The sequence below is a fragment of the Thermopolyspora flexuosa genome (assembly GCF_006716785.1).
GTDB classification, from domain to species: Bacteria; Actinomycetota; Actinomycetes; order Streptosporangiales; family Streptosporangiaceae; genus Thermopolyspora; species Thermopolyspora flexuosa.
Window position 1 is genome coordinate 4891015 of sequence record NZ_VFPQ01000001.1, and the last position, 20183, is coordinate 4911197.

Below are 20183 nucleotides of genomic sequence, written 5' to 3' on the forward strand. Positions count from 1 at the left end.
TGGACGAGATCGCCCTCTACGCGGAGGTGCTCAGCGCCGTCGCCCTGAGCGAGCGGCGGCTCACCACGGAAGAGCTCGACAACGCACTCGGCCTCCGGACCTCGGCAGGTCACTGACGAAGCATCGGCGAAGAGGCATTCGCAACCACGGTCCCGGACTCCGCCGGAGTCCGGGACTAGTCATGTCCGGACCGGTTTCCGGGGACGGACTAGACCGCGACGGCTGGCCCATTCTGCGTGGCCCGTTCGGAGTGCTCCGGACCGGTCCGCGCCCGGCCCCGAGGCGCGCTCGGCGGCCCTCAGGAGCGCACCAGGCGGGCGATGGCGGCCGATGCCTCCTTGATCTTCTCCTCGGCCTCGGGGCCGCCGCCGGCGATCGCCTCGGCGACGCAGTGCCGTACATGGTCCTCGAGCAGGCCGAGCGCCACGGCCTGGAGGGCGCGGGTCGCCGCGGCCACCTGGGTGAGAATGTCGATGCAGTAGGCGTCCTCTTCCACCATGCGGTACAGCCCGCGGACCTGTCCCTCGATGCGGCGCAACCGGGTCAGATAGGACCGTTTATCGGCACTGTAGCCATGCATGACCTAACCGTACTCAAGGGCACAGGTCGTCGAGAACCCGTTCCCACCGGGCGGCGACCGCGGAGGCGGCGTAGCCCGCGGCCGTCTCCAGCGCCCCGGCGGCGAGCGCGCGCCGCCGCCGCTCGTCGTCGATGAGGGCGAGCATCGCCGCCGCGTACGCCTCGATCTCGCCCTCGCCCTCGGGCACGAGCACCCCGTCCCGGCCGGAGGTGATGAAGTCCTCCGGCCCGCGCCGGCCCTCGAAGCCGAGCACCGGCACGCCGCAGCCGAGCGCCTCGATCACCGTCATGCCGGGCGTCTCGGCGAGCGAGGGGATCGCGACGATCGACGCCTTGGCGAACTCGCCCGGCAGGTCGGGGGTGGTGCCCATGAAGAACACGTGGTTGTGCAGGCCCAGCTCGGCGACGAGGCCGCGCAGCCGCTTCTCCTCCGAGCCCCCGCCGTACAGGCGCAGCCGCCAGTCGGGACGCTTGTCCGCCACGATGGCGAACGCCCGGATCAGCCGGTCGAAGCCCTTCACCGGCACCCACCGGCCGCCCGCGGAGACGATCCGGTTGTCGAGCCGGGAGCGCGGCAGCGGGTCGACCGGCAGCGCGTCCGGGATGTGGTGCACCGGCACCGCCTCGTCGAGGGCGCGCCGCCACTCCTCCCGGGTGCGCTCGGTCGAGGCGACCACGGCCGACAGCCGCGGGTAGTGGCGGCGGATCGGGTTCGGCACGGCCGGCCGCGTCCACTCCCGGGCGACGCGGACCATGCCCTTGGGCGCGTGCCGCGCGGCCTGTACGGCGAGCGCGGGCCGGGTGGTGACGAGCGCGTCGCAGCGCAGCGCGCGCAGCGCCCGCCACACCTCCACCTCGGCGCGCACGCCGCCGCGCGGCAGCAGCGAGCGCTTACCGGGGCGGTGGTCGATCAGCCAGCGCAGCCCGACCCGGTCCGGCACCGGGAAGAACGGCTTCTCCCGGGTGCGCCGCACGCTGAGGATCTCGACCTCGTGCCGGAGGGCGAGCTCGGCGGCGAGGTTGATCACGGCGCGGACGTCGCCGCGCATGTCGTACGCCGACGGGACGAGGAAGCAGATCTTCACCCGCCCACCTCGAGCCGCAACTCGTCGTCGGCGGTGTAGCAGGGCCGGATCCGGACGCCGTCGACCGTCGTCGCCGGGTAGTGCACCCGGCGGCGGCCGTCCACGTCGTCGATGCGCGCCCCGAGCGGCAGCGGATCGTCGAGCCCGTCGACGAACAGGAGCGGCTCCCACAGTCCCTCGAAGTCGGGCGCCGCGGCGATCACGTCGCAGAGCGACAGCGCCGCGTGGAAGCGCACCCCCCGCACCGTGGCGAGCGCGCTCACCGCGACGTCGGGGTCCTCGGGGTGCCGCAGCTCCATGTGCGCGCGGCGGCGCTCGTCGTCGTCGGCGAACCCGGTGTACGCGAGCAGGCCGGTGACCTCGAACCGGCCCTCGCGAAACCACACCGCCCGCACGTCCGCGACCGGCCGCGCCTCGTCGATCTTCAGGGCGAGGTAGCCGGTCTGGGTCCGGTAGGCCCGGTAGGCGAGCTCGCGGCGGCGCAGCGCGTACGCGTCGAGCCGGTCGAGCGAGAAACCGGGATCGATGCTCGTCATCCGGGTGCGCGGGCCGTCCTGCTGCAGGTAGGCGTCCCACCGCCCGGGGGTGAGCGCCAGCCGCTCCAGCGCGACCGCCACCTCGGCGGCCCCGGCCTGCTGCCCGGTCGCCTCCAGCCCCACCCGGCGCTCGGCTCCCGTGCCGCGGTGGCGCAGGACGAGCTCGGCACCGTCGGTGAGCGGCTTGTCGACCGTCATGCGGAGCGAGAGAACGTCGGCCATGGTGACTTCGGCGTCGGTGACGATCACACGCATGCCGCCCCCTCCCCGTCAACTCAGCCGTGACGTTGAGGTTACCGTGATTTTCCCGTTATGCGAAAGAAGCATGAGGGCGATTTTGACGCGGTGACCACTGGAAATGATCCGCCGCCCGTGTGGCCGTCACCGCAGACCGGACGCGAATTTTTCTCGGGTACGGCACGGCGTCGCTCACCCGCCGGACACCGGAATCTCGCCCTGGAGACATGCTCCCACACCCGCCCCGGCGGCGTACGCGGGTCGCGGGATCCGGGCCGCGGGGCCCGCAGGTAGCGTGCCGCGCGGCCCGGCCGTACCCCGTCGACGGCCCGTGCCCGGGCCGGTCCGTGGCGCGTCAGCCGTCGACGGTGGTCGGCTGCCGCTCGCCCTTCACCGAGCGGACGAGCAGGTCGGCGACGTCCACCACCTCGAGCGACTCCTTCGCCTCGCCCGCGTTCTTCTTCTCGTTGATCGCGTCGCCGAGCATCACGAGGCAGAACGGGCAGGCCGTGGAGACGGTGTCGGGGTCCGTGGTGAGCGCCTCGTCCACCCGCTCGGTGTTGATGCGCTTGCCGATGCGCTCCTCCATCCACATGCGCGCGCCGCCCGCGCCGCAGCAGAAGCCGCGATCCTTGCAGCGGTGCATCTCCTGCGCCTTGACCCCGGGCACCTTCGCCATGATGTCGCGCGGCTGCGTGTACACCTTGTTGTGCCGCCCGAGGAAGCACGGGTCGTGGTAGGTGATCTTCTGCTCGATCGGCGTGATCGGGGTGAGCCGGCCCTCCTCGACCAGCCGGGCGAGCAGCTGGGTGTGGTGGATGACCTCGAAGTGCCCGCCGAGCTGCGGGTACTCGTTGGCGAGCGTGTTGAAGCAGTGCGGGCAGGTGGCCACGATCTTCTTCACGCCGGCGTCGTTGAGCGTCTCGATGTTCTGCTGCGCGAGCATGGTGAACAGGAACTCCATGCCGAGCCGCCGGGCCGGGTCGCCGGTGCACGCCTCCATCGGGCCGAGCACGGCGAACTTCACCCCGGCGATGTGCAGCAGCTCCGCGACCGCCTTCGTGGTCTTCTTCGCCCGGTCCTCCAGGGCACCCGCGCAGCCGACCCAGAACAGGTACTCCACGTCCTCGGGCAGCTTGTCCTCGACGACGGTGACCTCGATCGGGTCCACCTCGCGGGAGGCGAGCTCCTCGACCCACTCCAGCCGCTTGTCCTCGGCGAGGCCCCACGGGTTGCCGCGGTTCTCCAGGTTCTTCAGCATCGTGCCGGCCTCGGACGGGAAGCTCGACTCGATCATCACCTGGTAGCGGCGCATGTCGAGGATGTGGTCGATGTGCTCGATGTCCACCGGGCACTGCTCGACGCAGGCGCCGCAGTTGGTGCACGACCACAGCACGTCGGGGTGGATCACGCCGTCCTCGCCGACGAGCGGCTTGTCGGCGAGCGCCTTCACCTCGTCGGGCAGCTTCTCCCGCTCGGCCTCGGTGGCGAGGATGTACGGCGCCATCGCGAAGGCGTGGTCACGCTGGTCGAGGATGAGCATCTTCGGCGACAGCGGCTTGCCGGTGTTCCACGCCGGGCACTGCGACTGGCAGCGGCCGCACTCGGTGCAGGTGAAGAAGTCGAGGAAGCCCTTCCACGTGGTGTCGGTGATCTTGCCGCGGCCGAACACGTCGGTGTCGGGGTCGGCCTCCTCGAAGTCGAGGATCTTGCCGTTGCTCCGCATCGGCTGCGCGGCGCCGAGGCCGTCCGGGCGGCGGGAGAACAGCACGTTGAGCGGCGCGGTGAAGATGTGCATGTGCTTGCTGTTCACCACGATCACCAGGAACACCAGCATCACGCCGAGGTGCAGCAGCAGGCCGGCGAGCTCCAGCACCTCGTTGGCGCCCTCGCCGAGCGGACGCAGCCAGCCCGCCACGACCTCGGAGGCGAACGCGCCCGACGCGTACGGGAAGTTGCCGGTGTTGATCGCGGCGCCCCGGAACAGGAAGAGCGTCCAGAGCACGTTGAAGATCATGAACAGCACGAGCCACGCGCCGCCGAGGTGGGAGCCGGCGAAGCGGGAGGCGCGGCCGAGGCGCTTGGGCGAGGTGCGGATCCGGATCGCCGCGAAGGTGATGATGCCGAGCAGGCAGGCGACCGCGATGAAGTCCTGCAGGAAGCCGAGCACCGGCCAGGTGCCGATGATCGGGATGTGGAAGTCCGGGGTGCCGGTGATCGCCCCCTGGATCAGCGCGCCGTACCCCTCCAGGTAGACGGTGGCGAGGATGAAGAACGCCCACATGACGAAGAAGTGGGCGACGCCCGACGGGGTCCACTTCAGCAGCTTGCGCTGCCCGAAGACCTCGACGAGCTGGGTCTTGATCTCCTCGGGCACGTGCGCCTTGGCGTACTCGACGCGCTCCGGGGCGGGTTGACCGCTGGTGGCGAGCCGGTACAGGAAGTGCACCCGGCGCGCGGCGAGGGCGACCGCGACCGCGGTCATGACCAGGCCGATGATCGCAATGGCCAGCACGGCTCCTCCAAAGGACGGCGCTCCACCCGACCCCGGGTGTACCGACGAGTAACTTATCTCTCCCCCGACGATACTAGAACAATGCTCTGCGACAAGTCGTGCAGGGGGTATCGATCAATGGAACGACGGCGCGCCGCGGAGCCGCCCGCCGGTCTCGCGGCGGGTGCGTCGGCGGCGGCCGAGGTGCACGGTTCACGCGCAGGATATACCCCGGCACCACCAAATCGGACACTCGACGTAAAACACCGACGACGTCCGGTCGTTCCCGCAGGCCGCCCGGGGTGCTCGCCGTCCGCGGTCCCGGCCGCCCGGATCCCGTACGGCACGCGGCGCGGGCCGTACCCCTACGCCGCGGCGGGCCATGAAGGTGTGCGCGCGCTCCTGCCCCGCATGGCGGACGCCGCGCCGTCCTGTGTATGCGGCATCGGCCGCGATTCCCACCCGCGCGGCAAGGGCCGCGCGGTCCCACACCCGCACGGCGAAGGCCGCGCGCGTGCCCGCTTCGCCTACTTCGCCGCCGCGGAGGCCGCGAAGTGCAGCCGGGCGAACGCGAGCCCCTCGGCGAGGTCGTCGATGCGCTGCGAGCGGCTCGCCGCCTTCCTCGTGTTGATCTCCAGCACGATGAGCCCGTTGTACCCGGACTTGGCGAGGCGCTCGAGCAGCTGCGCGCAGGGCTGGTTGCCGCGGCCGGGGACGAGGTGCTCGTCCTTGTTGGTCACGCCGACGCCGTCGGCGAGGTGCACGTGCGCCAGGCGGTCGCCGAGCTTGTCGGCCATCTCCAGCGCGTCCGAGCCGGACACCGCGGTGTGCGACAGGTCGAGCGTGACGTGGGGGAAGTCGAAGTTCACCGGGTTCCAGTCCGGGGAGTACGGCACGACCTTGTTGCCCCGGGCGCGCAGCGGGAACATGTTCTCCACCGCGAACACGATGTCCGTCTCGTCCTGCATGCGGGCGAGGCCGGCCTCGAACTCGCGGGCGTAGTCACGCTGCCAGCGGAACGGGGGGTGCACCACCACGGTGCGCGCGCCGAGCCGCTCGGCGGCCTTCTGCGCGCGGACCAGCTTCGCCCAGGGGTCCCGGCCCCATACCCGCTGGGTGACGAGGAGACAGGGGGCGTGCACGGCCAGGATCGGCACCTGATAGTGGTCGCGCAGGCGCTCCAGCACGTCGATGTCCTGGCTCACCGGGTCGGCGCCCACCATGATCTCCACGCCGTCGTAGCCCAGGCGTGCGGCCAGCTCGAAGGCGTCCGGGGTACGTTCCGGATAGACCGACGCCGTGGACAATGCGATCTTCGCGTCGGGAACGCGGATGACGTGTGCCACGTCTGCCAGCCTAAGCGGTCGACGTCACCAGGCGTGGCTTATGCCCATACGGTGATGTCGTGGCGAGGATCATCCCGGGGGCCATCCCGAGCCCGAACATCTGGAACCATCCCGAGATCTACGAGCTGGAGAACCGCGCCGTCGACCCGGAGGGGGTCGCGGACGCGGCGATGACCGCGATCCGCGACTGGGCGGGCGGCACCGTGCTCGACATCGGCTGCGGCACCGGCTTCCACCTGCCCGCCTACGCCCGCACCGCGGCCAGGGTGATCGGCGTGGAGCCGCACCCGCGGCTCGCCGAGCTCGCCGCGCGCCGCTGCCGCGACCTGCCCAACGTGACGGTGCGCACCGGCTCGGCCCAGGCCCTCCCGGTGCCGGACCGGAGCGTGGACGTGGCCGTCGCCCGCTGGGCGTACTTCTTCGGCCCCGGCTGCGAGCCCGGCCTCGCCGAGCTGAACCGGGTGATCCGCCGCGGCGGCGCCGCGTTCGTCGTCGACATCGACGCCACCCGCGGCGCGTTCGGCCGCTGGTTCCGCCGCTCGCTCCCCTCCTACGACCCGTCGGCCGTGGAGGCGTTCTGGTCCCGCCAGGGCTGGCACCGCCGTGAGCTCGACCTGCGCATGGCCTTCGCCGACCGGTCCGCGCTGGAGGCCGTGCTGCGCATCGAGTTCACCCCGCAGGTCGCCGCCGAGGCGATCGCGGAGACCCCCGGGCTGGTCATCGACTACCCGAACGTGCTGCGCTGGCGGCTCTGGCCCTGAGCGGCCCCGGCGAGGCCCGCGATCGGCCCGGTGAAGCGTCGGTGCGGCACGGTACGGTGCCGTCGTCACCATTGGCACCGCGCACGTGTGGGAGGGGACGGTGGCGAGGGCGCAGAGGCCGGGGTATCGCTGCACCGAGTGCGGGTGGCGCACCGCGAAGTGGGTCGGGCGGTGCGGCGAGTGCCAGGCGTGGGGCACCGTCGAGGAGGAGGGCGGGGCGTCCGCGGCCCGGGTGGTACGGCCCGCCGCGGTGTCCGCGCCCGCCGTGCCGATCGGGCAGGTGAAGGCGGAGATCGCGCAGGCGCGCGCCACCGGCGTGGGCGAGCTCGACCGGGTGCTCGGCGGCGGGCTCGTGCCCGGCGCGGTGGTGCTGCTCGCCGGGGAGCCGGGCATCGGCAAGTCCACCTTGCTGCTCGACGTCGCGGCCCGGCTCGCCGAGCGGGAGACCGTGCTCTACGTCACCGGCGAGGAGTCGGCCGCGCAGGTGCGGATGCGGGCCGACCGCATCGGCGCGGTGCGCGACCGGCTCTACCTCGCCGCGGAGACCGACCTCGGCGCGGTGCTCGGCCACGTGGAGCAGGTCGCGCCGAGCATGCTCGTGGTCGACTCGGTGCAGACGATCGGCTCGGCCGAGGTGACCGGCATCCCGGGCGGCCCCGCCCAGGTGCGCGAGGTGGCGGCGAACCTGGTCCGGGTGGCCAAGGAGCGGGACATGTCCACGGTGCTCGTCGGGCACGTCACCAAGGACGGCACGATCGCCGGGCCGCGCGTGCTCGAGCACCTGGTGGACGTGGTGCTCAACTTCGAGGGCGACCGCCACTCCCGGCTGCGCATGGTGCGCGCGGTGAAGAACCGGTTCGGCCCCACCGACGAGGTGGGCTGCTTCGACCTGCACGAGCGCGGCATCGAGGGCATCGCCGACCCCAGCGGCCTGTTCTTGTCCCGGCGCTCCGAGCCGGTGCCCGGCACCTGCGTCACGGTCACCGTGGAGGGCACCCGGCCGCTGCCCGCCGAGGTGCAGGCGCTCGTCGGCCCCACCGAGGCCCCGCAGCCGCGCCGTACCTCCTCCGGGCTCGACCCGTACCGGGTGGCGATGGTGCTCGCCGTGCTGGAGCGGCGGCTCGGCGCCCGGCTCGGCGGCTGCGACGTGTTCACCGCCACGGTGGGCGGCATCCGGCTCGTCGACCCGGCCGTGGACCTCGCGCTCATGCTCGCGGTGGCGAGCGCGGCCGGGGACAAGCCGCTGCCCGCCGGGCTCGTCGCGCTCGGCGAGGTCGGGCTCGCGGGCGAGCTGCGCCCGGTGCGGGACGTACGGCGGCGGCTCGCCGAGGCGGCCCGGCTCGGGTTCACCCGCGCCCTCGTGCCCGCGGGCGCCCTGGAGAGCACGGCCCCGCCGCTGCCCGCGCCCGACCGCAAGGACCGCCAGCTCGTGCCCACGCGGGGCGGCAAGGTGCGCACCGTCACCTTCCAGCCCGGGTTCGAGGTGGTCGAGGCGGAGAACGTCTGGGACGCCCTCGCCCACGTCAGCTGATCCGGCCCGCCCCCGCACCGGCCCCCGTGCCCGGCCCGGTACGGCTCCGCCGTACCCCGCCGGCATCGCCGCTGACGTCCGGAAACCGCCCCCGGGACCGCCCGGAACGGCCCGGCCGGCGCTGACACGGCCGGTGACGCGACGCTGACCCGGAGGGTGACATGCCGCCTGACATGCGCATGCCGGGCTGAGAAAGCCGAGGTCCCCGAACTAGGCTGGCCGGGATGGGAAGTCGAGTGGCGATGGACGGCAGGCGGCTGGACGAACGGCGGCGGGCCACGCTCGCGGCGGTGGCCCCCGGCACCCCGCTGCGCGACGGCCTGGAGCGCATCCTGCGCGGGCAGACCGGCGCCCTCGTCGTGCTCGGCTACGACGAGGCCGTGGAGCGGCTCTGCTCCGGCGGGTTCGAGCTCGACGTGGAGTTCTCCGCGCCCCGGCTGCGCGAGCTGGCGAAGATGGACGGCGCGATCGTGCTACGCTCCGGCGACCACCGGATCGTGCGGGCCGCCGTGCACCTCGTGCCCGACCCCCGCATCCCGTCCGACGAGTCCGGCACCCGGCACCGCACCGCCCAGCGGGTCTCCCGGCAGACCGGCTATCCCGTGGTGTCGATCAGCAAGTCGATGCGCATCATCGCGCTCTACGTCGACGGCACCCGCCACCTGCTGGAGGAGTCCGCCGCGATCCTGTCGAAGGCGAACCAGGCGCTCGCCACGCTCGAACGGTACCGGCAGCGGCTCGACGAGGTCACCCGGGCGCTGTCCGCCCTGGAGATCGAGGACGTGGTCACGCTCCGGGACATGGCCACCGTGGTGCAGCGGGTGGAGATGGTGCGCCGCATCGCCGGGGAGATCGAGGACTACGTGGTCGAGCTCGGCACCGACGGCCGCCTGCTCGCCCTCCAGCTCGACGAGCTCGTCGCCGGGCTCGAGGAGGAGCGCGTGCTGATCGTGCGCGACTACCTGCGCGGCCGCAACGGCGAGTACGACGAGGTGCTGGCGGCCCTCGACCGGCTCTCCTCCGCCGAGCTGCTCGACCTCGCCGCGGTCGCCCAGGCGCTCGGCCACACCGTGCCCGGCGGCTCGCTCGACGGCCCGGTGAGCCCGCGGGGGTTCCGCCTGCTCGGCCGGGTGCCCCGGCTGCCGCGCGGCGTCGCCGACCGGCTCGTGGAGCACTTCGGCTCGCTGCAGAAGCTGCTCGCGGCGAGCGTGGACGACCTGCAGGCGGTCGGCGGCCTCGGCGAGGCCCGGGCGCGCGGCATCCGCGAGGGACTCTCCCGGGTCGCCGAGTCCTCGCTGCTCGAGCGGTACGGCTGACCGCCGCCCGGGCTCACCTGAGGTGGAAGACCGTCTTCTCGCTGGTCAGCGAGCCCGCGACGGCGGTGGCGACATAGGTGCCGGCCTTCGCCTCCGGGTGGGAGGCCGAGCAATCCCGGCCCGAGCGGTGCCGGTTCCAGCTGATCGAGCGCACGAACGGCACGCCCCGCTCCAGGCGGTGCAGCTTGGTCGCCTCCTCGCCCCCGACGCAGTCCGCGCTCGACCAGACCCGGTCCGAGCCGGAGGTGATGCGCAGGTCCAGGGCGCGGGGGCCCACGTCGAGCACGCACGGCTCCTCGCCGGTGTTCACCAGCATGACCACGAAGCGCGGCCGTACCCCGGGCGGATAGACCTCCTGCAGGCCCTCCAGGTGCACGACGATGTCCTCCTCGGCGCACCGCGCGTCCCCGGAGCGCCGCTCGGCGCGCGGCGTCGGCGACGGGCCGGCCACGCCGTCCGGCGCGCCCCCGGCGGCGGGCGACGCGACGAGGGCGGACGGCCCGGCCGTGGCGCTCCCGGGCCCGGCCTCCGCGGACTCGCCCGACGTTCTGGTGCACGCCCACACCACCGCGGCGACCACGATGAGCAGCGCGGTGAGCACCGACACCCGGCGGCGCCAGTAGACGTCCGGGTCCGGTAGCCCGGCATCACCACGATACGTGTCCGGATCCATACGCGCAGTATGGAGACCCGTGACGGCCCGGCGAGGGCCGACGCGCCACTCCTTTAAGCTCCCTGGAGTGTCTCTGTCACTGCGCGAACCCATTTTGAACTGGTACGCCGAGAAGGCTCGCGACCTGCCCTGGCGGCGTCCCGACGCCACGTCGTGGGGCATCCTGGTCAGCGAGATCATGCTCCAGCAGACGCCGGTCGCCCGCGTGCTGCCCGCCTGGGAGGCGTGGCTGCGGCGCTGGCCGACGCCCGCGGACCTCGCCGCCGAGCCGCCCGGCGAGGCGGTGCGGCAGTGGGGACGGCTGGGCTACCCGCGCCGGGCGCTCAACCTGCACGCCTGCGCGCGGCGCATCGTGGCGGAGCACGGCGGCGAGGTGCCGTCGCGGTACGAGGAGCTGCGGGCGCTGCCCGGGGTCGGGGACTACACGGCGGCGGCCGTGGCGAGCTTCGCGTTCGGCGGACGGCACGTGGTGCTCGACACGAACGTGCGGCGGGTCCTCGCGCGGGCGGTGCAGGGGGTGCGGTATCCGGCCCGGGCCACCACGGCGGCCGAGCGCCGGATCGCCGAGTCGCTGCTCCCGGCCGTGGACGCGCCGCGCTGGGCGGTGGCGGTGATGGAGCTGGGCGCGCTGGTGTGCACCGCCCGGTCCCCGCGCTGCGCCGACTGCCCGATCATCGACCGCTGCGCCTGGCGGCTCGCCGGCTGCCCCGACCACGACGGGCCGCCGCGGCGGGGCCAGGCGTACGCGGGCACCGACCGCCAGTGCCGGGGACGGCTGCTCGCCGTACTGCGGCAGGCGCACGGGCCGGTGCCCAAGGCCGCGCTCGACGCGGCCTGGGACGACCCGGTGCAGCGGGAGCGCGCGCTCGACGGGCTGGTCGCGGACGGGCTCGCCGAGGTGCTCGAGGACGGCACCTACCGGCTGCCCGGCTGACGGATGCGGTACGGCTCGCCGGGTCAGGCGGCGAGCTTGAAGCCCATCGCGGTGAGGTTGCGGCGGGTCCAGTCGAGCTCGTCCGCGAGGCGGGCGACGAGCGCGGCCGGACCCTTCGCCTTGGTGATGCCGGACAGGTCGTGGGACTCGACCTCGATGTGCGCGCTGCCGGTCACCGAGCCGGACAGCAGGGCGCTCACCGTGTCCTGCAGCACCGGCCGGGTGCTCGGCAGCTCGCCCGCGGTGCCGCGCGCCCGCTCGTGGTCGTGCACGTGGCTGAGCCGTACCACGGGCGCCCCGGCGCGGGCGATGCCGCGCAGCGCCTCGCCGGCCTGCTCCTCACCGTGGGACAGGTGGCAGGCGTCGAGGCACACGCCCAGGTGCTCGGGGTCGATGTGGCCGACGCGCTCCAGCGCCTGCTGGGTGGTCTCGATGACGCACCCGGGCCACGGCTCGAAGCCGACCCGGATGACCTTGCCGGTGACGCTGTAGAGGCCGCGCAGCTCGCGGGCGAGGCGCTCCAGCCGCCGGTTGGCGATCGCCTGCAGGTCGGCGGGCCACTCGCGGCGCCAGCCGATCGGGATCGTGGAGATCGAGCCGTACTGCACGTCGTCCGGGAGCAGGAAGGCGAGGATGCGGGCGAGCGCCATGGTGTAGCGGTAGCGCTCGGGCTTGGCCCAGTCGGGGCCGGGCGCCTCCCGGTTGCGGCCGCCGGTGCCGTTGAGGCCGACCACCTCCAGGCCGCGCTCCTCCAGCGAGCGGCGCAGCCGTACCAGCTCGATGCGGTCGGCGATCAGGTGGTCGGCGACCGCGGGGGCGAGCCACAGGTGGATGCCGAGGCGGTCCACGCCCAGCCGGCGGCGGACCGGTACGGCGTAGCGGGTGAGGTGGGCGATGAGGTTCTCCAGGTCCTCGGCGGGGTGCACACCCGCGTTGTAGGCCAGGTGAACGAGCGTGCCCTCGTCATGACGCAGGCGCATCCGGTGCCTCCAGTTCTCCCGTGGACCGACCGTGTCTGCCCTCATGCGCCCTGGCACTACCCGCAGAGGACACCGGTCTCCCCTCCGCCGGGATCTCCCCCGGCCCGGCTCGCACGATGGTGCCCGGCGCCGCCCCCTCGGCGCGTCACCCGCGCGGCCGATCTGAGGTACTTCCGAGGATTTACTCTACAGACTGTAGTACTACCACTCGTGGCGCAAGTTCTCAATCGCACGAACACCGGGACGCCGTTGTGAGACGACCTCGTTATCGCAGGTCCACAACGTAAGAACCCCGCGTGAGACGGATCTCACACGGGGTTCTCGGTCTGGCGCGGCGGGTCAGTGCCTCATCGATCCGGCGATCGCGGCCGCCGAATCCGGCACGGCCTGAGCACGAGGCACGCCGACGAAGGTGAACTTGGCGCTCTCGCCCTCGCCCTCCACGTCGACCTTGACCAGCTGGCCGGCGCGGAGTTCGCCGTAGAGGATCTTCTCGGAGAGCGTGTCCTCGATCTCCCGCTGGATCGTACGGCGCAGCGGCCGGGCGCCCATAACCGGGTCGTAGCCCCGGTCGGCGAGCAGCTGCTTGGCGGCCTGGGTGAGCTCGAGGGCCATGTCGCGGTCCTTGAGCCGCTCGTCCACCTGGGCGAGCATCAGGTCGACGATCTGGATGATCTCCTTCGGCGAGAGCTGGTGGAAGACGATGATGTCGTCGACACGGTTGAGGAACTCCGGCCGGAAGTGCTGCTTGAGCTCTTCCTGGACCTTCGCCTTCATCCGGTCGTAGTTGCTCTCGGTGTCGTTGGACTTGGAGAACCCGACCCCGATGCCCTTGGAGATGTCCCGGGTACCGAGGTTGGTCGTCATGATGATGATCGTGTTCTTGAAGTCCACGACCCGGCCCTGGGCGTCGGTGAGCCGGCCGTCCTCCAGGATCTGCAGCAGCGAGTTGAAGATGTCCGGGTGGGCCTTCTCGATCTCGTCGAAGAGGACCACGGAGAACGGCTTGCGCCGCACCTTCTCGGTGAGCTGACCGCCCTCCTCGTACCCGACGTAGCCGGGCGGAGAGCCGAACAGCCGCGAGACGGTGTGCTTCTCCATGAACTCGGACATGTCAAGCTGGATCAGCGCGTCCTCGTCGCCGAAGAGGAACTCCGCCAGCGCCTTGGACAGCTCGGTCTTACCGACACCGGACGGGCCGGCGAAGATGAACGAGCCACCCGGGCGGCGCGGGTCCTTCAGGCCGGCGCGGGTCCGCCGGATCGACCGGGCGAGCGCCTTGATCGCGTCGTCCTGGCCGATGATCCGCTTGTGCAGCTCCTCCTCCATGCGGAGCAGCCGCTGCGACTCCTCCTCGGTCAGCTTGAACACCGGGATGCCGGTGGCGCTCGCGAGGACCTCGGCGATGAGCTCCTCGGTCACCTCGGCGACGACGTCCATGTCGCCGGCCTTCCACTCCTTCTCCCGGCGCTCACGCTTGAGCATGAGCTGCTTCTCCTGGTCCCGGAGCGCGGCGGCCTTCTCGAAGTCCTGCGCGTCGATCGCGGACTCCTTCTCGCGCCGCACCTGGGCGATCTTCTCGTCGTACTCGCGCAGGTCCGGCGGCGCGGTCATGCGGCGGATCCGCATGCGCGAGCCGGCCTCGTCGATGAGGTCGATCGCCTTGTCCGGGAGGAACCGGTCGCTGATGTACCGGTCGGCGAGCTGGGCGGCGGCCACGAGGGCGCCGTCGGTGATCGACACCCGGTGGTGCGCCTCGTAGCGGTCGCGCAGGCCCTTGAGGATCTCGATGGTGTGGCTGAGCGACGGCTCGGCCACCTGGATCGGCTGGAAGCGCCGCTCGAGCGCGGCGTCCTTCTCAAGGTGCTTGCGGTACTCGTCGAGGGTGGTGGCGCCGATGGTCTGCAGCTCGCCGCGGGCCAGCATCGGCTTGAGGATGCTGGCGGCGTCGATCGCGCCCTCCGCGGCGCCCGCGCCGACGAGCGTGTGCAGCTCGTCGATGAAGAGGATGATGTCGCCGCGGGTGCGGATCTCCTTGAGCACCTTCTTCAGACGCTCTTCGAAGTCACCGCGGTACCGGGAACCGGCCACCAGCGCGCCCAGGTCGAGCGTGTAGAGCTGCTTGTCCTTGAGCGTCTCCGGCACCTCGCCCTTGACGATCTTCTGCGCCAGGCCCTCGACGACCGCGGTCTTGCCGACACCGGGCTCGCCCACCAGCACCGGGTTGTTCTTGGTCCTGCGGGACAGGACCTGCATGACCCGCTCGATCTCCTTGTCCCGGCCGATGACGGGGTCGAGCTTGCCCTCGCGGGCGGCCTGGGTCAGGTTGCGACCGAACTGGTCGAGCACCAGGGAGGTGGACGGCGTGGTCTCCTGCGGCCCACCGGCCGCCGCGGGCTCCTTGCCCTGGTAGCCGTGGAGCAGCTGGATGACCTGCTGCCGCACCCGGTTCAGGTCGGCACCCAGCTTCACCAGAACCTGGGCGGCCACACCCTCACCCTCGCGGATGAGACCGAGCAGGATGTGCTCGGTGCCGATGTAGTTGTGGCCAAGTTGCAGGGCCTCTCGGAGCGACAGCTCAAGGACCTTCTTCGCCCGCGGGGTGAACGGAATGTGCCCCGAGGGCGCGGACTGCCCCTGGCCGATGATCTCCTCGACCTGCTGGCGCACTCCTTCAAGACTGATGCCCAGGCTCTCCAGAGCCTTGGCGGCAACGCCCTCACCTTCGTGGATCAAGCCAAGAAGGATGTGCTCAGTACCGATGTAGTTGTGGTTGAGCATCCGGGCCTCTTCCTGGGCCAGGACGACAACCCGCCGCGCGCGGTCGGTGAACCTTTCGAACATCTCGTCGCTCCTCACAGAGCGGGTCAGGCGGGTCCAGGAGATCCGGGCCCGTCGCCCCGCATGGTAGCCCCGACCCGGCAACCGCTCCTAGGCAAGAGACGTTCCCCGAGAGCAGGGCGTTCACCCCCATCCAACTACTGTTCGGGGGTGAGGTGTTCCCGCTACGCCGCAAGCGAACGATGTTTAACGAACCCGCAAAAGAGGATCATGCGGTTATCCCGGCCGTCGGGGGTCTGCAACGGCCGGGATAACCGCACGGTCGCACCGCCTGCTAGTGGGCCTGCTCGTACCGCTCCACCACGGAGGCGGCAATGCGACCGCGTTCGCTGACCGGGAGGCCCTGCGCCTTGGCCCAGGAGCGGATCTCCGCGCTCTTCTCACGGGACGTCGAGCGCTGCGAGCGCCGGCGCCGCGAGGGGGTCGGGTCCGCCCGGCGGGCGTGGGTCACGAAAGGATTGAGCGCCTCCCGCAGCTTCTTGGCGTTTTCGTCGCTCAGGTCGATCTCGTAATAGTTTCCGTCAATGGCGAAGGACACGGTCTCATTGGCCGTCCCGCCATCGAGGTCGTCGATCAGAATCTTCTGGATCTGCGTGGCCACCTAGAGCATTCCTTTCGCAGGGTCATTGTTTGATTCGCTAGCCAAACATATACCCTGTTTTCATCGTGAGCAATTCGCTCTCTTCGTGGATTCTAGGCCAGGAGTCATGACCCCGAGGCTTCCCGGGAGTTCGCGGCGCGATCCCGCTCGCGCGTCGCGGCGGGCCCCTCGGCGCGGACCAACTTGACCACCGCATAGATGACGACGGCCGCCACGACTCCCGGGGGTATCAAAGCGGACAATACCTGAAACATAGGTCATCCTCCCGACCTCTCGGGGTATTGGGGCGTCCCCCGGCCGGGGCGCCCGCGTGGCTACTGTCAAGCCTAATGCGCGTCTCTCCAGGCTTCTTACCCGATGACCGACAAAGTGGGCCGGAATGCCGGTCCGGCGCGCCGGAACCCCCGGCGGCACAGGGGTTCCGGACTCGCTGACCTGGGCAAAGGATCTTGGATAACCCGCCGGTGGCGGTCCGGCAAAGCGAAAGGACCCCGCCAAGGGTCAAGATTGTCCCAAACGGCGTACCGGCGGACGCAAGGCGCGGACACGAAAACGGGGCCGACAGGCTGTAAACCTTCGGCCCCGTCATCTTCCACTACTTAACCTTGACAACCACCGTGCCGGCGACCTTGTCGTGCAGGCATTGCTGCAGCGGCTTGTCGAAGAACAGCCACACGGCGTTGACGACCGGGAAGACGTAGGTGAGGTACTTGATGACCGGAATGGGCTGCAGCGCCAAGGGCAGCCACATAACCGCGCTCCGTTTGAGCGCCGCGTCCTTCGGCAGTCCCTCGGGGCCGAGCGTGCCGCCGACCTGCACCACCCTGATGCCCAGCGCGAGCTTGCCGAGCGTCTGCCCGTTCCTGCCGAGAAGGAGGAACTCGTAGGCGAACGCGGCCGCGGCGATGAGGATTAGCGAGCTCACCAACTCCTCGAGGCTCGTCGACGACGACACCATGACGCCGCTGACGATCGAGGAGATGATGAATCCCACCACGCCGACGAGGAGGGTGTCGATGAGGCGGGCGAGCAGGCGCTGCCACCACTCCGCGAGCGGCGCGGGCGCCCCCGGCGGGGTCACGCCCTGCGCGTAGGCCGGCTGGCCGTACCCCTGGCCGTAGCCCGGCTGCGCGTACCCCTGCTGACCGTAGGCGGCCGGCTGGGCGTACCCCTGGTAGCCCTGCTGCCCGTATCCGGCGGCGCCGGACTGGCCGTAGCCGGGCTGGGCGTAGCCGGCCTGCTGCCCGCCGTACCCCTGCTGGCCGTAGGACGGCTGGCCGTACCCGGTCTGCTGCCCGTACCCCTGCGGCCCGGTCTGCTGACCGTACCCGGCCTGCTGCCCGTAGCCGGGCTGCCGGCCATACGCCTGCTGGCCGTAGGCCTGCTGCGGACCGCTCTGCGAACCGTACGCCTGCGGGCCGGACTGCTGCCCGCCGTACGGCTGCTGCTGCCCGTAGGCCTGCGGCCCGGACTGCTGACCGTAACCGGCCTGCTGGCCGTACGCCTGCGGGCCCGACTGGCCGCCGTAGGCCTGCTGCGGTCCGCTCTGCGGGCCATAGGCCTGCGGCCCGGTCTGCTGTCCCCCGTACGGCTGCTGCTGGCCATAGGCCCCGCCCTGCTGCCCGTAGGCACCCCCCTGGGCGGACTGCTGGCCGTAGGCCTGGCCGTACGCCTGCTGCGGACCGCTCTGCGGCCCGTACGCCTGCGGCCCGGTCTGCTGCCCGCCGTACGGCTGCTGCTGCCCGTAGGCCTGCCCGCCGTAGCCGTACTGGGCCGCGCCCTGTCCCTGCCGGCCGTAGCCCGCCTGGCCATAGGTGTCCCCCTGACCGGGCTGCGGGCCGTAACCCTGCTGATTGGATCGGTAGCTCACGACCGTCGCTTCCGGGTCGTATCCGTCCCCCGGTCGGTCGCCGCTCTGCCGGGCGTCGGGCGCCCCCGGCGCCGACCCGGCATCCGGCTCGTCCCGTGGATACGGTGGCTGTCCGGTGCTCACCGTGTCACCTCACTTCGCGTGGGGCATGTGGCGCATTTCAGGCACATGCTGGCTGTTGCCCAACGTAGCGGCCCGAGAGATCAGCCGTCACCCTTGCCGCCTTCGCCCGGAGAATCGGCGCCCGCGGTTTCGGTTCCGGAGGAAGTGCCCGGGGAATCGGCACGGACCGAAACGGCTCGGGAGGAATCGACGCCGCGGTAATCGGCGCCGGCCGAGGCCGTGCCGGACGAATCCGGAGGCGGCTCCAGGTGCAGCAGCATCCTCGTGTTGCCGAGCGTGTTGGGTTTGACGTGCTCCAGATCAAGGAACTCGGCCACCCCCTCGTCATAGGAGGCGAGCAGCTCCGCGTACACCTCGGGGGAGACCGGGGTCCCTTGAATCGGGACGAAACCGTGCCTGGCGAAGAAGCCCACCTCGAAGGTCAGGCAGAAGACACGGCGAAGTCCCAACTCCCGTGCGGTGTCGAGGAGGGCGCCGACGATGCGGTGGCCGATGCCGCGGCCGCGGTATTCCGGGTCCACGGCGACCGTGCGTATCTCCGCGAGGTCCTCCCAGAGCACGTGGAGCGCTCCGCACCCGACAACGACACCGCGGTGCTCCGCCACCCAGAACTCCTGCACGTCCTCATAGAGGGTGACGGTCGCCTTCTTGAGCAGCCGCGGTCCCACACCCGAGTACATGTCGACGAGCCGCCGGATCCCCCGCACATCCGGAGTGCGGGCACGTCGGACGACGATCTCGCTCTCCGGCGGGGTGAACTCCGCGACCTGCTCCATGACAGGTCAGAGTATCCTGCCGGAGCCCTGCCGTATCCGTTGGTCCGTTATCCCCGGACGATTCCGTGATGTGATCACATTTGCGGCCGGTCCGGAACCGCCCGGACGATCCGTTCCGCACCGGCTCCGACGTGCCGCTTCTCCGCTCCGGTACGGCACGGCGCCCCGCGGATCGGCGGGATATGCGGCCGTGACCGGACCGTGATTGAGAGGTTGTCGAATCACAACGAAATCGTGGTTTCGGTTGAGGGCCACCGGGGCGTGCATTAATGTCCAGCTTCGATGTCGGCCGTGTGCCCACGGCCGATCCGCCGAATCCCCACCGCCCCCGCACCGGCACGGGGAACCGGGGACCCATACCCTCGTGGGGGTGAATCCGAGGACTCCCGCCGGAGCGACCGGCACGGGGTCCGGTAGGGCTGCTCCCGGCCCGAACCCGTCAGCTAACCCGGTAGGCGGCCACCGAGAGGAGCTTGCTTGCTGCTGCGCACGTTCCTGGTCGGCGTCCTCGTCGCCGCACTGACGCTGGGTACCACCGCGTCGGCCTCGGCCGACCCCGAGCCCAGCCTCAACCGGCTCACCAAGCAGCTCGAGTCCCTCTACGAGGAGATCGAGAAGCTGACCGAGCAGTACAACGGCGAGCGCGAGCGGCTGAAGAAGGCCAAGCGGACGGCGGACGAGGCTCAGCGCGTGCTCCGCGAGAACGAGGACGAGCTCGCCGTCCGGCGCGAGCGCGCCAACCTGCTCACCCAGGGCGCGTACATGATGGGCGGCTTCGGCTCGGTGCTCGGCGCGGTCGGCAGCGCCGACCCCGACGCCTACCTCGACGGCGCGGCGACCGGGTACGCGCTGCAGATGGAGCGCGGCGCCGAGGTGAACCGGCTCAGCAAGCTGCTCGCGGACGCCGAGCGGGCCAAGAAGGAGGCCCAGCGGCAGCAGGCCGAGGTCGCCAAGATCGTCAAGAGCCTCGACGCGCGCCGCGAGAAGATCACCAAGCTGATCGCCCGTACCGAGAGCAGCATCTACCGCGAGGCGAACGAGCAGCTCAAGGCCGCCGCGGGCAGGCCGCGGCGGATGAACATCCCGATCGTCGGGAACGGCAAGGCCGCCCAGGCCGCGCGGTGGGCGATGACCCAGCAGCTCAAGCCGTACGTGTGGGGGGCCGCGGGCCCGAACGCCTACGACTGCTCCGGCCTGGTGATGTGGGCGTACGCGAAGGTGGGCATCCGCCTGCCGCACTACACCGGCACCCAGTGGACCGCCGGCCGCCACATCCCCAAGAGCGAGCTGCGCCCCGGCGATCTGGTGTTCTTCTACAGCGACCTGCACCACGTCGGCATCTACATCGGCGGCGGCCTCATGGTGCACGCCCCGCGGACCGGTGACGTGGTGCGCGTGGCCTCGATCAACAACCGGCCCTTCGCGGGGGCCGTCCGCATCGCCGACTGACGCGCCCGGCGGCCTCGGCCGACGGACGGGCGTGCGGCGGTACACGCCGCC

At 71.5% G+C, this 20183-nt stretch carries 15 protein-coding genes, 1 pseudogene and 1 riboswitch; of the genes and pseudogenes, 5 read left to right on the forward strand and 11 right to left on the reverse strand.

Annotated elements, in window-relative coordinates; all coding sequences use genetic code 11:
- Positions 1 to 298: 298 nt before the first annotated feature.
- The 5 genes from FHX40_RS20980 to FHX40_RS21000 all read right to left on the reverse strand — a co-directional run bounded on the left by FHX40_RS20980 (position 299) and on the right by FHX40_RS21000 (position 6277).
- The gene (locus tag FHX40_RS20980; protein WP_142261199.1) at positions 299 to 580 is read right to left on the reverse strand and encodes a metal-sensitive transcriptional regulator; all 282 of its coding nucleotides are present in this window, start codon (positions 578 to 580) and stop codon (positions 299 to 301) included.
- Between the two features lie 13 nt (positions 581 to 593).
- Entirely contained in the window at positions 594 to 1664 is a 1071-nt protein-coding gene (locus tag FHX40_RS20985; RefSeq protein WP_142261200.1) for a glycosyltransferase, read from the reverse strand.
- Positions 1661 to 2455, reverse strand: a complete 795-nt coding sequence (locus FHX40_RS20990) for a hypothetical protein (RefSeq protein WP_142261201.1) — start codon at positions 2453 to 2455, stop codon at positions 1661 to 1663. Before FHX40_RS20990 ends, FHX40_RS20985 begins: the two co-directional genes overlap by 4 nt.
- 337 nt (positions 2456 to 2792) lie before the next feature.
- Positions 2793 to 4922 carry a (Fe-S)-binding protein gene (locus FHX40_RS20995; protein ID WP_142261941.1) on the reverse strand — a complete coding sequence of 710 codons (2130 nt, stop codon included), beginning with the start codon at positions 4920 to 4922 and terminating at the stop codon, positions 2793 to 2795.
- Between the two features lie 536 nt (positions 4923 to 5458).
- On the reverse strand, positions 5459 to 6277 hold the full coding sequence (locus tag FHX40_RS21000; protein WP_373286877.1) for a sugar phosphate isomerase/epimerase family protein: 819 nt from the start codon (positions 6275 to 6277) through the stop codon (positions 5459 to 5461).
- A 59-nt stretch (positions 6278 to 6336) separates the two neighbouring features.
- Between FHX40_RS21000 and FHX40_RS21005 the strand changes: the two genes are divergently transcribed.
- The 3 genes from FHX40_RS21005 to disA all read left to right on the forward strand — a co-directional run bounded on the left by FHX40_RS21005 (position 6337) and on the right by disA (position 9885).
- Positions 6337 to 7038: a class I SAM-dependent methyltransferase gene (locus FHX40_RS21005; RefSeq protein ID WP_142261203.1), complete on the forward strand. Its 702-nt coding sequence runs from the start codon at positions 6337 to 6339 to the stop codon at positions 7036 to 7038.
- A 100-nt stretch (positions 7039 to 7138) separates the two neighbouring features.
- On the forward strand, positions 7139 to 8569 hold the full coding sequence (gene radA / locus FHX40_RS21010) for a DNA repair protein RadA (RefSeq protein WP_142261204.1): 1431 nt from the start codon (positions 7139 to 7141) through the stop codon (positions 8567 to 8569).
- A 224-nt stretch (positions 8570 to 8793) separates the two neighbouring features.
- A complete protein-coding gene (gene disA, locus FHX40_RS21015; RefSeq protein WP_142261205.1) occupies positions 8794 to 9885 on the forward strand; it encodes a DNA integrity scanning diadenylate cyclase DisA in 1092 nt (363 codons plus the stop codon).
- A gap of 13 nt (positions 9886 to 9898) precedes the next feature.
- On the opposite strand, the gene FHX40_RS21020 is transcribed toward disA, so the two are convergent.
- Positions 9899 to 10558: a hypothetical protein gene (locus FHX40_RS21020; protein WP_142261206.1), complete on the reverse strand. Its 660-nt coding sequence runs from the start codon at positions 10556 to 10558 to the stop codon at positions 9899 to 9901.
- A 67-nt stretch (positions 10559 to 10625) separates the two neighbouring features.
- Between FHX40_RS21020 and FHX40_RS21025 the strand changes: the two genes are divergently transcribed.
- Entirely contained in the window at positions 10626 to 11492 is an 867-nt protein-coding gene (locus FHX40_RS21025) for an HhH-GPD family protein (RefSeq protein ID WP_142261207.1), read from the forward strand.
- 23 nt (positions 11493 to 11515) lie between these two features.
- Here the strand turns inward: FHX40_RS21025 and FHX40_RS21030 are convergent, their stop codons facing one another.
- The 5 genes and pseudogenes from FHX40_RS21030 to FHX40_RS21050 all read right to left on the reverse strand — a co-directional run.
- The gene (locus tag FHX40_RS21030; RefSeq protein ID WP_142261208.1) at positions 11516 to 12472 is read right to left on the reverse strand and encodes a sugar phosphate isomerase/epimerase family protein; all 957 of its coding nucleotides are present in this window, start codon (positions 12470 to 12472) and stop codon (positions 11516 to 11518) included.
- 339 nt (positions 12473 to 12811) lie between these two features.
- The gene (locus tag FHX40_RS21035; RefSeq protein WP_142261209.1) at positions 12812 to 15316 is read right to left on the reverse strand and encodes an ATP-dependent Clp protease ATP-binding subunit; all 2505 of its coding nucleotides are present in this window, start codon (positions 15314 to 15316) and stop codon (positions 12812 to 12814) included.
- Between the two features lie 271 nt (positions 15317 to 15587).
- On the reverse strand, positions 15588 to 15914 hold the full coding sequence (locus FHX40_RS21040) for a histone-like nucleoid-structuring protein Lsr2 (RefSeq protein WP_142261210.1): 327 nt from the start codon (positions 15912 to 15914) through the stop codon (positions 15588 to 15590).
- A gap of 595 nt (positions 15915 to 16509) precedes the next feature.
- Positions 16510 to 17784 carry an RDD family protein gene (locus FHX40_RS25535; RefSeq protein ID WP_142261211.1) on the reverse strand — a complete coding sequence of 425 codons (1275 nt, stop codon included), beginning with the start codon at positions 17782 to 17784 and terminating at the stop codon, positions 16510 to 16512.
- Positions 17785 to 18134: 350 nt separating this feature from the next.
- Positions 18135 to 18683: pseudogene (locus tag FHX40_RS21050) on the reverse strand (amino-acid N-acetyltransferase); the annotation flags it as partial.
- Between the two features lie 299 nt (positions 18684 to 18982).
- Positions 18983 to 19157, forward strand: a riboswitch (cyclic di-AMP (ydaO/yuaA leader).
- A gap of 3 nt (positions 19158 to 19160) precedes the next feature.
- Here FHX40_RS21050 and FHX40_RS21055 point away from each other — a divergent pair.
- Entirely contained in the window at positions 19161 to 20132 is a 972-nt protein-coding gene (locus FHX40_RS21055; protein WP_142261213.1) for a C40 family peptidase, read from the forward strand.
- Positions 20133 to 20183 lie beyond the last annotated feature (51 nt).

What these genes read in the sequence shown, in the direction of transcription:
- FHX40_RS20980 (WP_142261199.1), bottom strand. Translation starts at nt 580, where the DNA reads ATGCATGGCTACAGTGCCGATAAACGGTCCTATCTGACCCGGTTGCGC.
- FHX40_RS20990 (WP_142261201.1), bottom strand. Translation starts at nt 2,455, where the DNA reads ATGCGTGTGATCGTCACCGACGCCGAAGTCACCATGGCCGACGTTCTC.
- FHX40_RS20995 (WP_142261941.1), bottom strand. Translation starts at nt 4,922, where the DNA reads ATGACCGCGGTCGCGGTCGCCCTCGCCGCGCGCCGGGTGCACTTCCTG.
- disA (WP_142261205.1), top strand. Translation starts at nt 8,794, where the DNA reads ATGGGAAGTCGAGTGGCGATGGACGGCAGGCGGCTGGACGAACGGCGG.
- FHX40_RS21020 (WP_142261206.1), bottom strand. Translation starts at nt 10,558, where the DNA reads ATGGATCCGGACACGTATCGTGGTGATGCCGGGCTACCGGACCCGGAC.
- FHX40_RS21030 (WP_142261208.1), bottom strand. Translation starts at nt 12,472, where the DNA reads ATGCGCCTGCGTCATGACGAGGGCACGCTCGTTCACCTGGCCTACAAC.
- FHX40_RS21035 (WP_142261209.1), bottom strand. Translation starts at nt 15,316, where the DNA reads ATGTTCGAAAGGTTCACCGACCGCGCGCGGCGGGTTGTCGTCCTGGCC.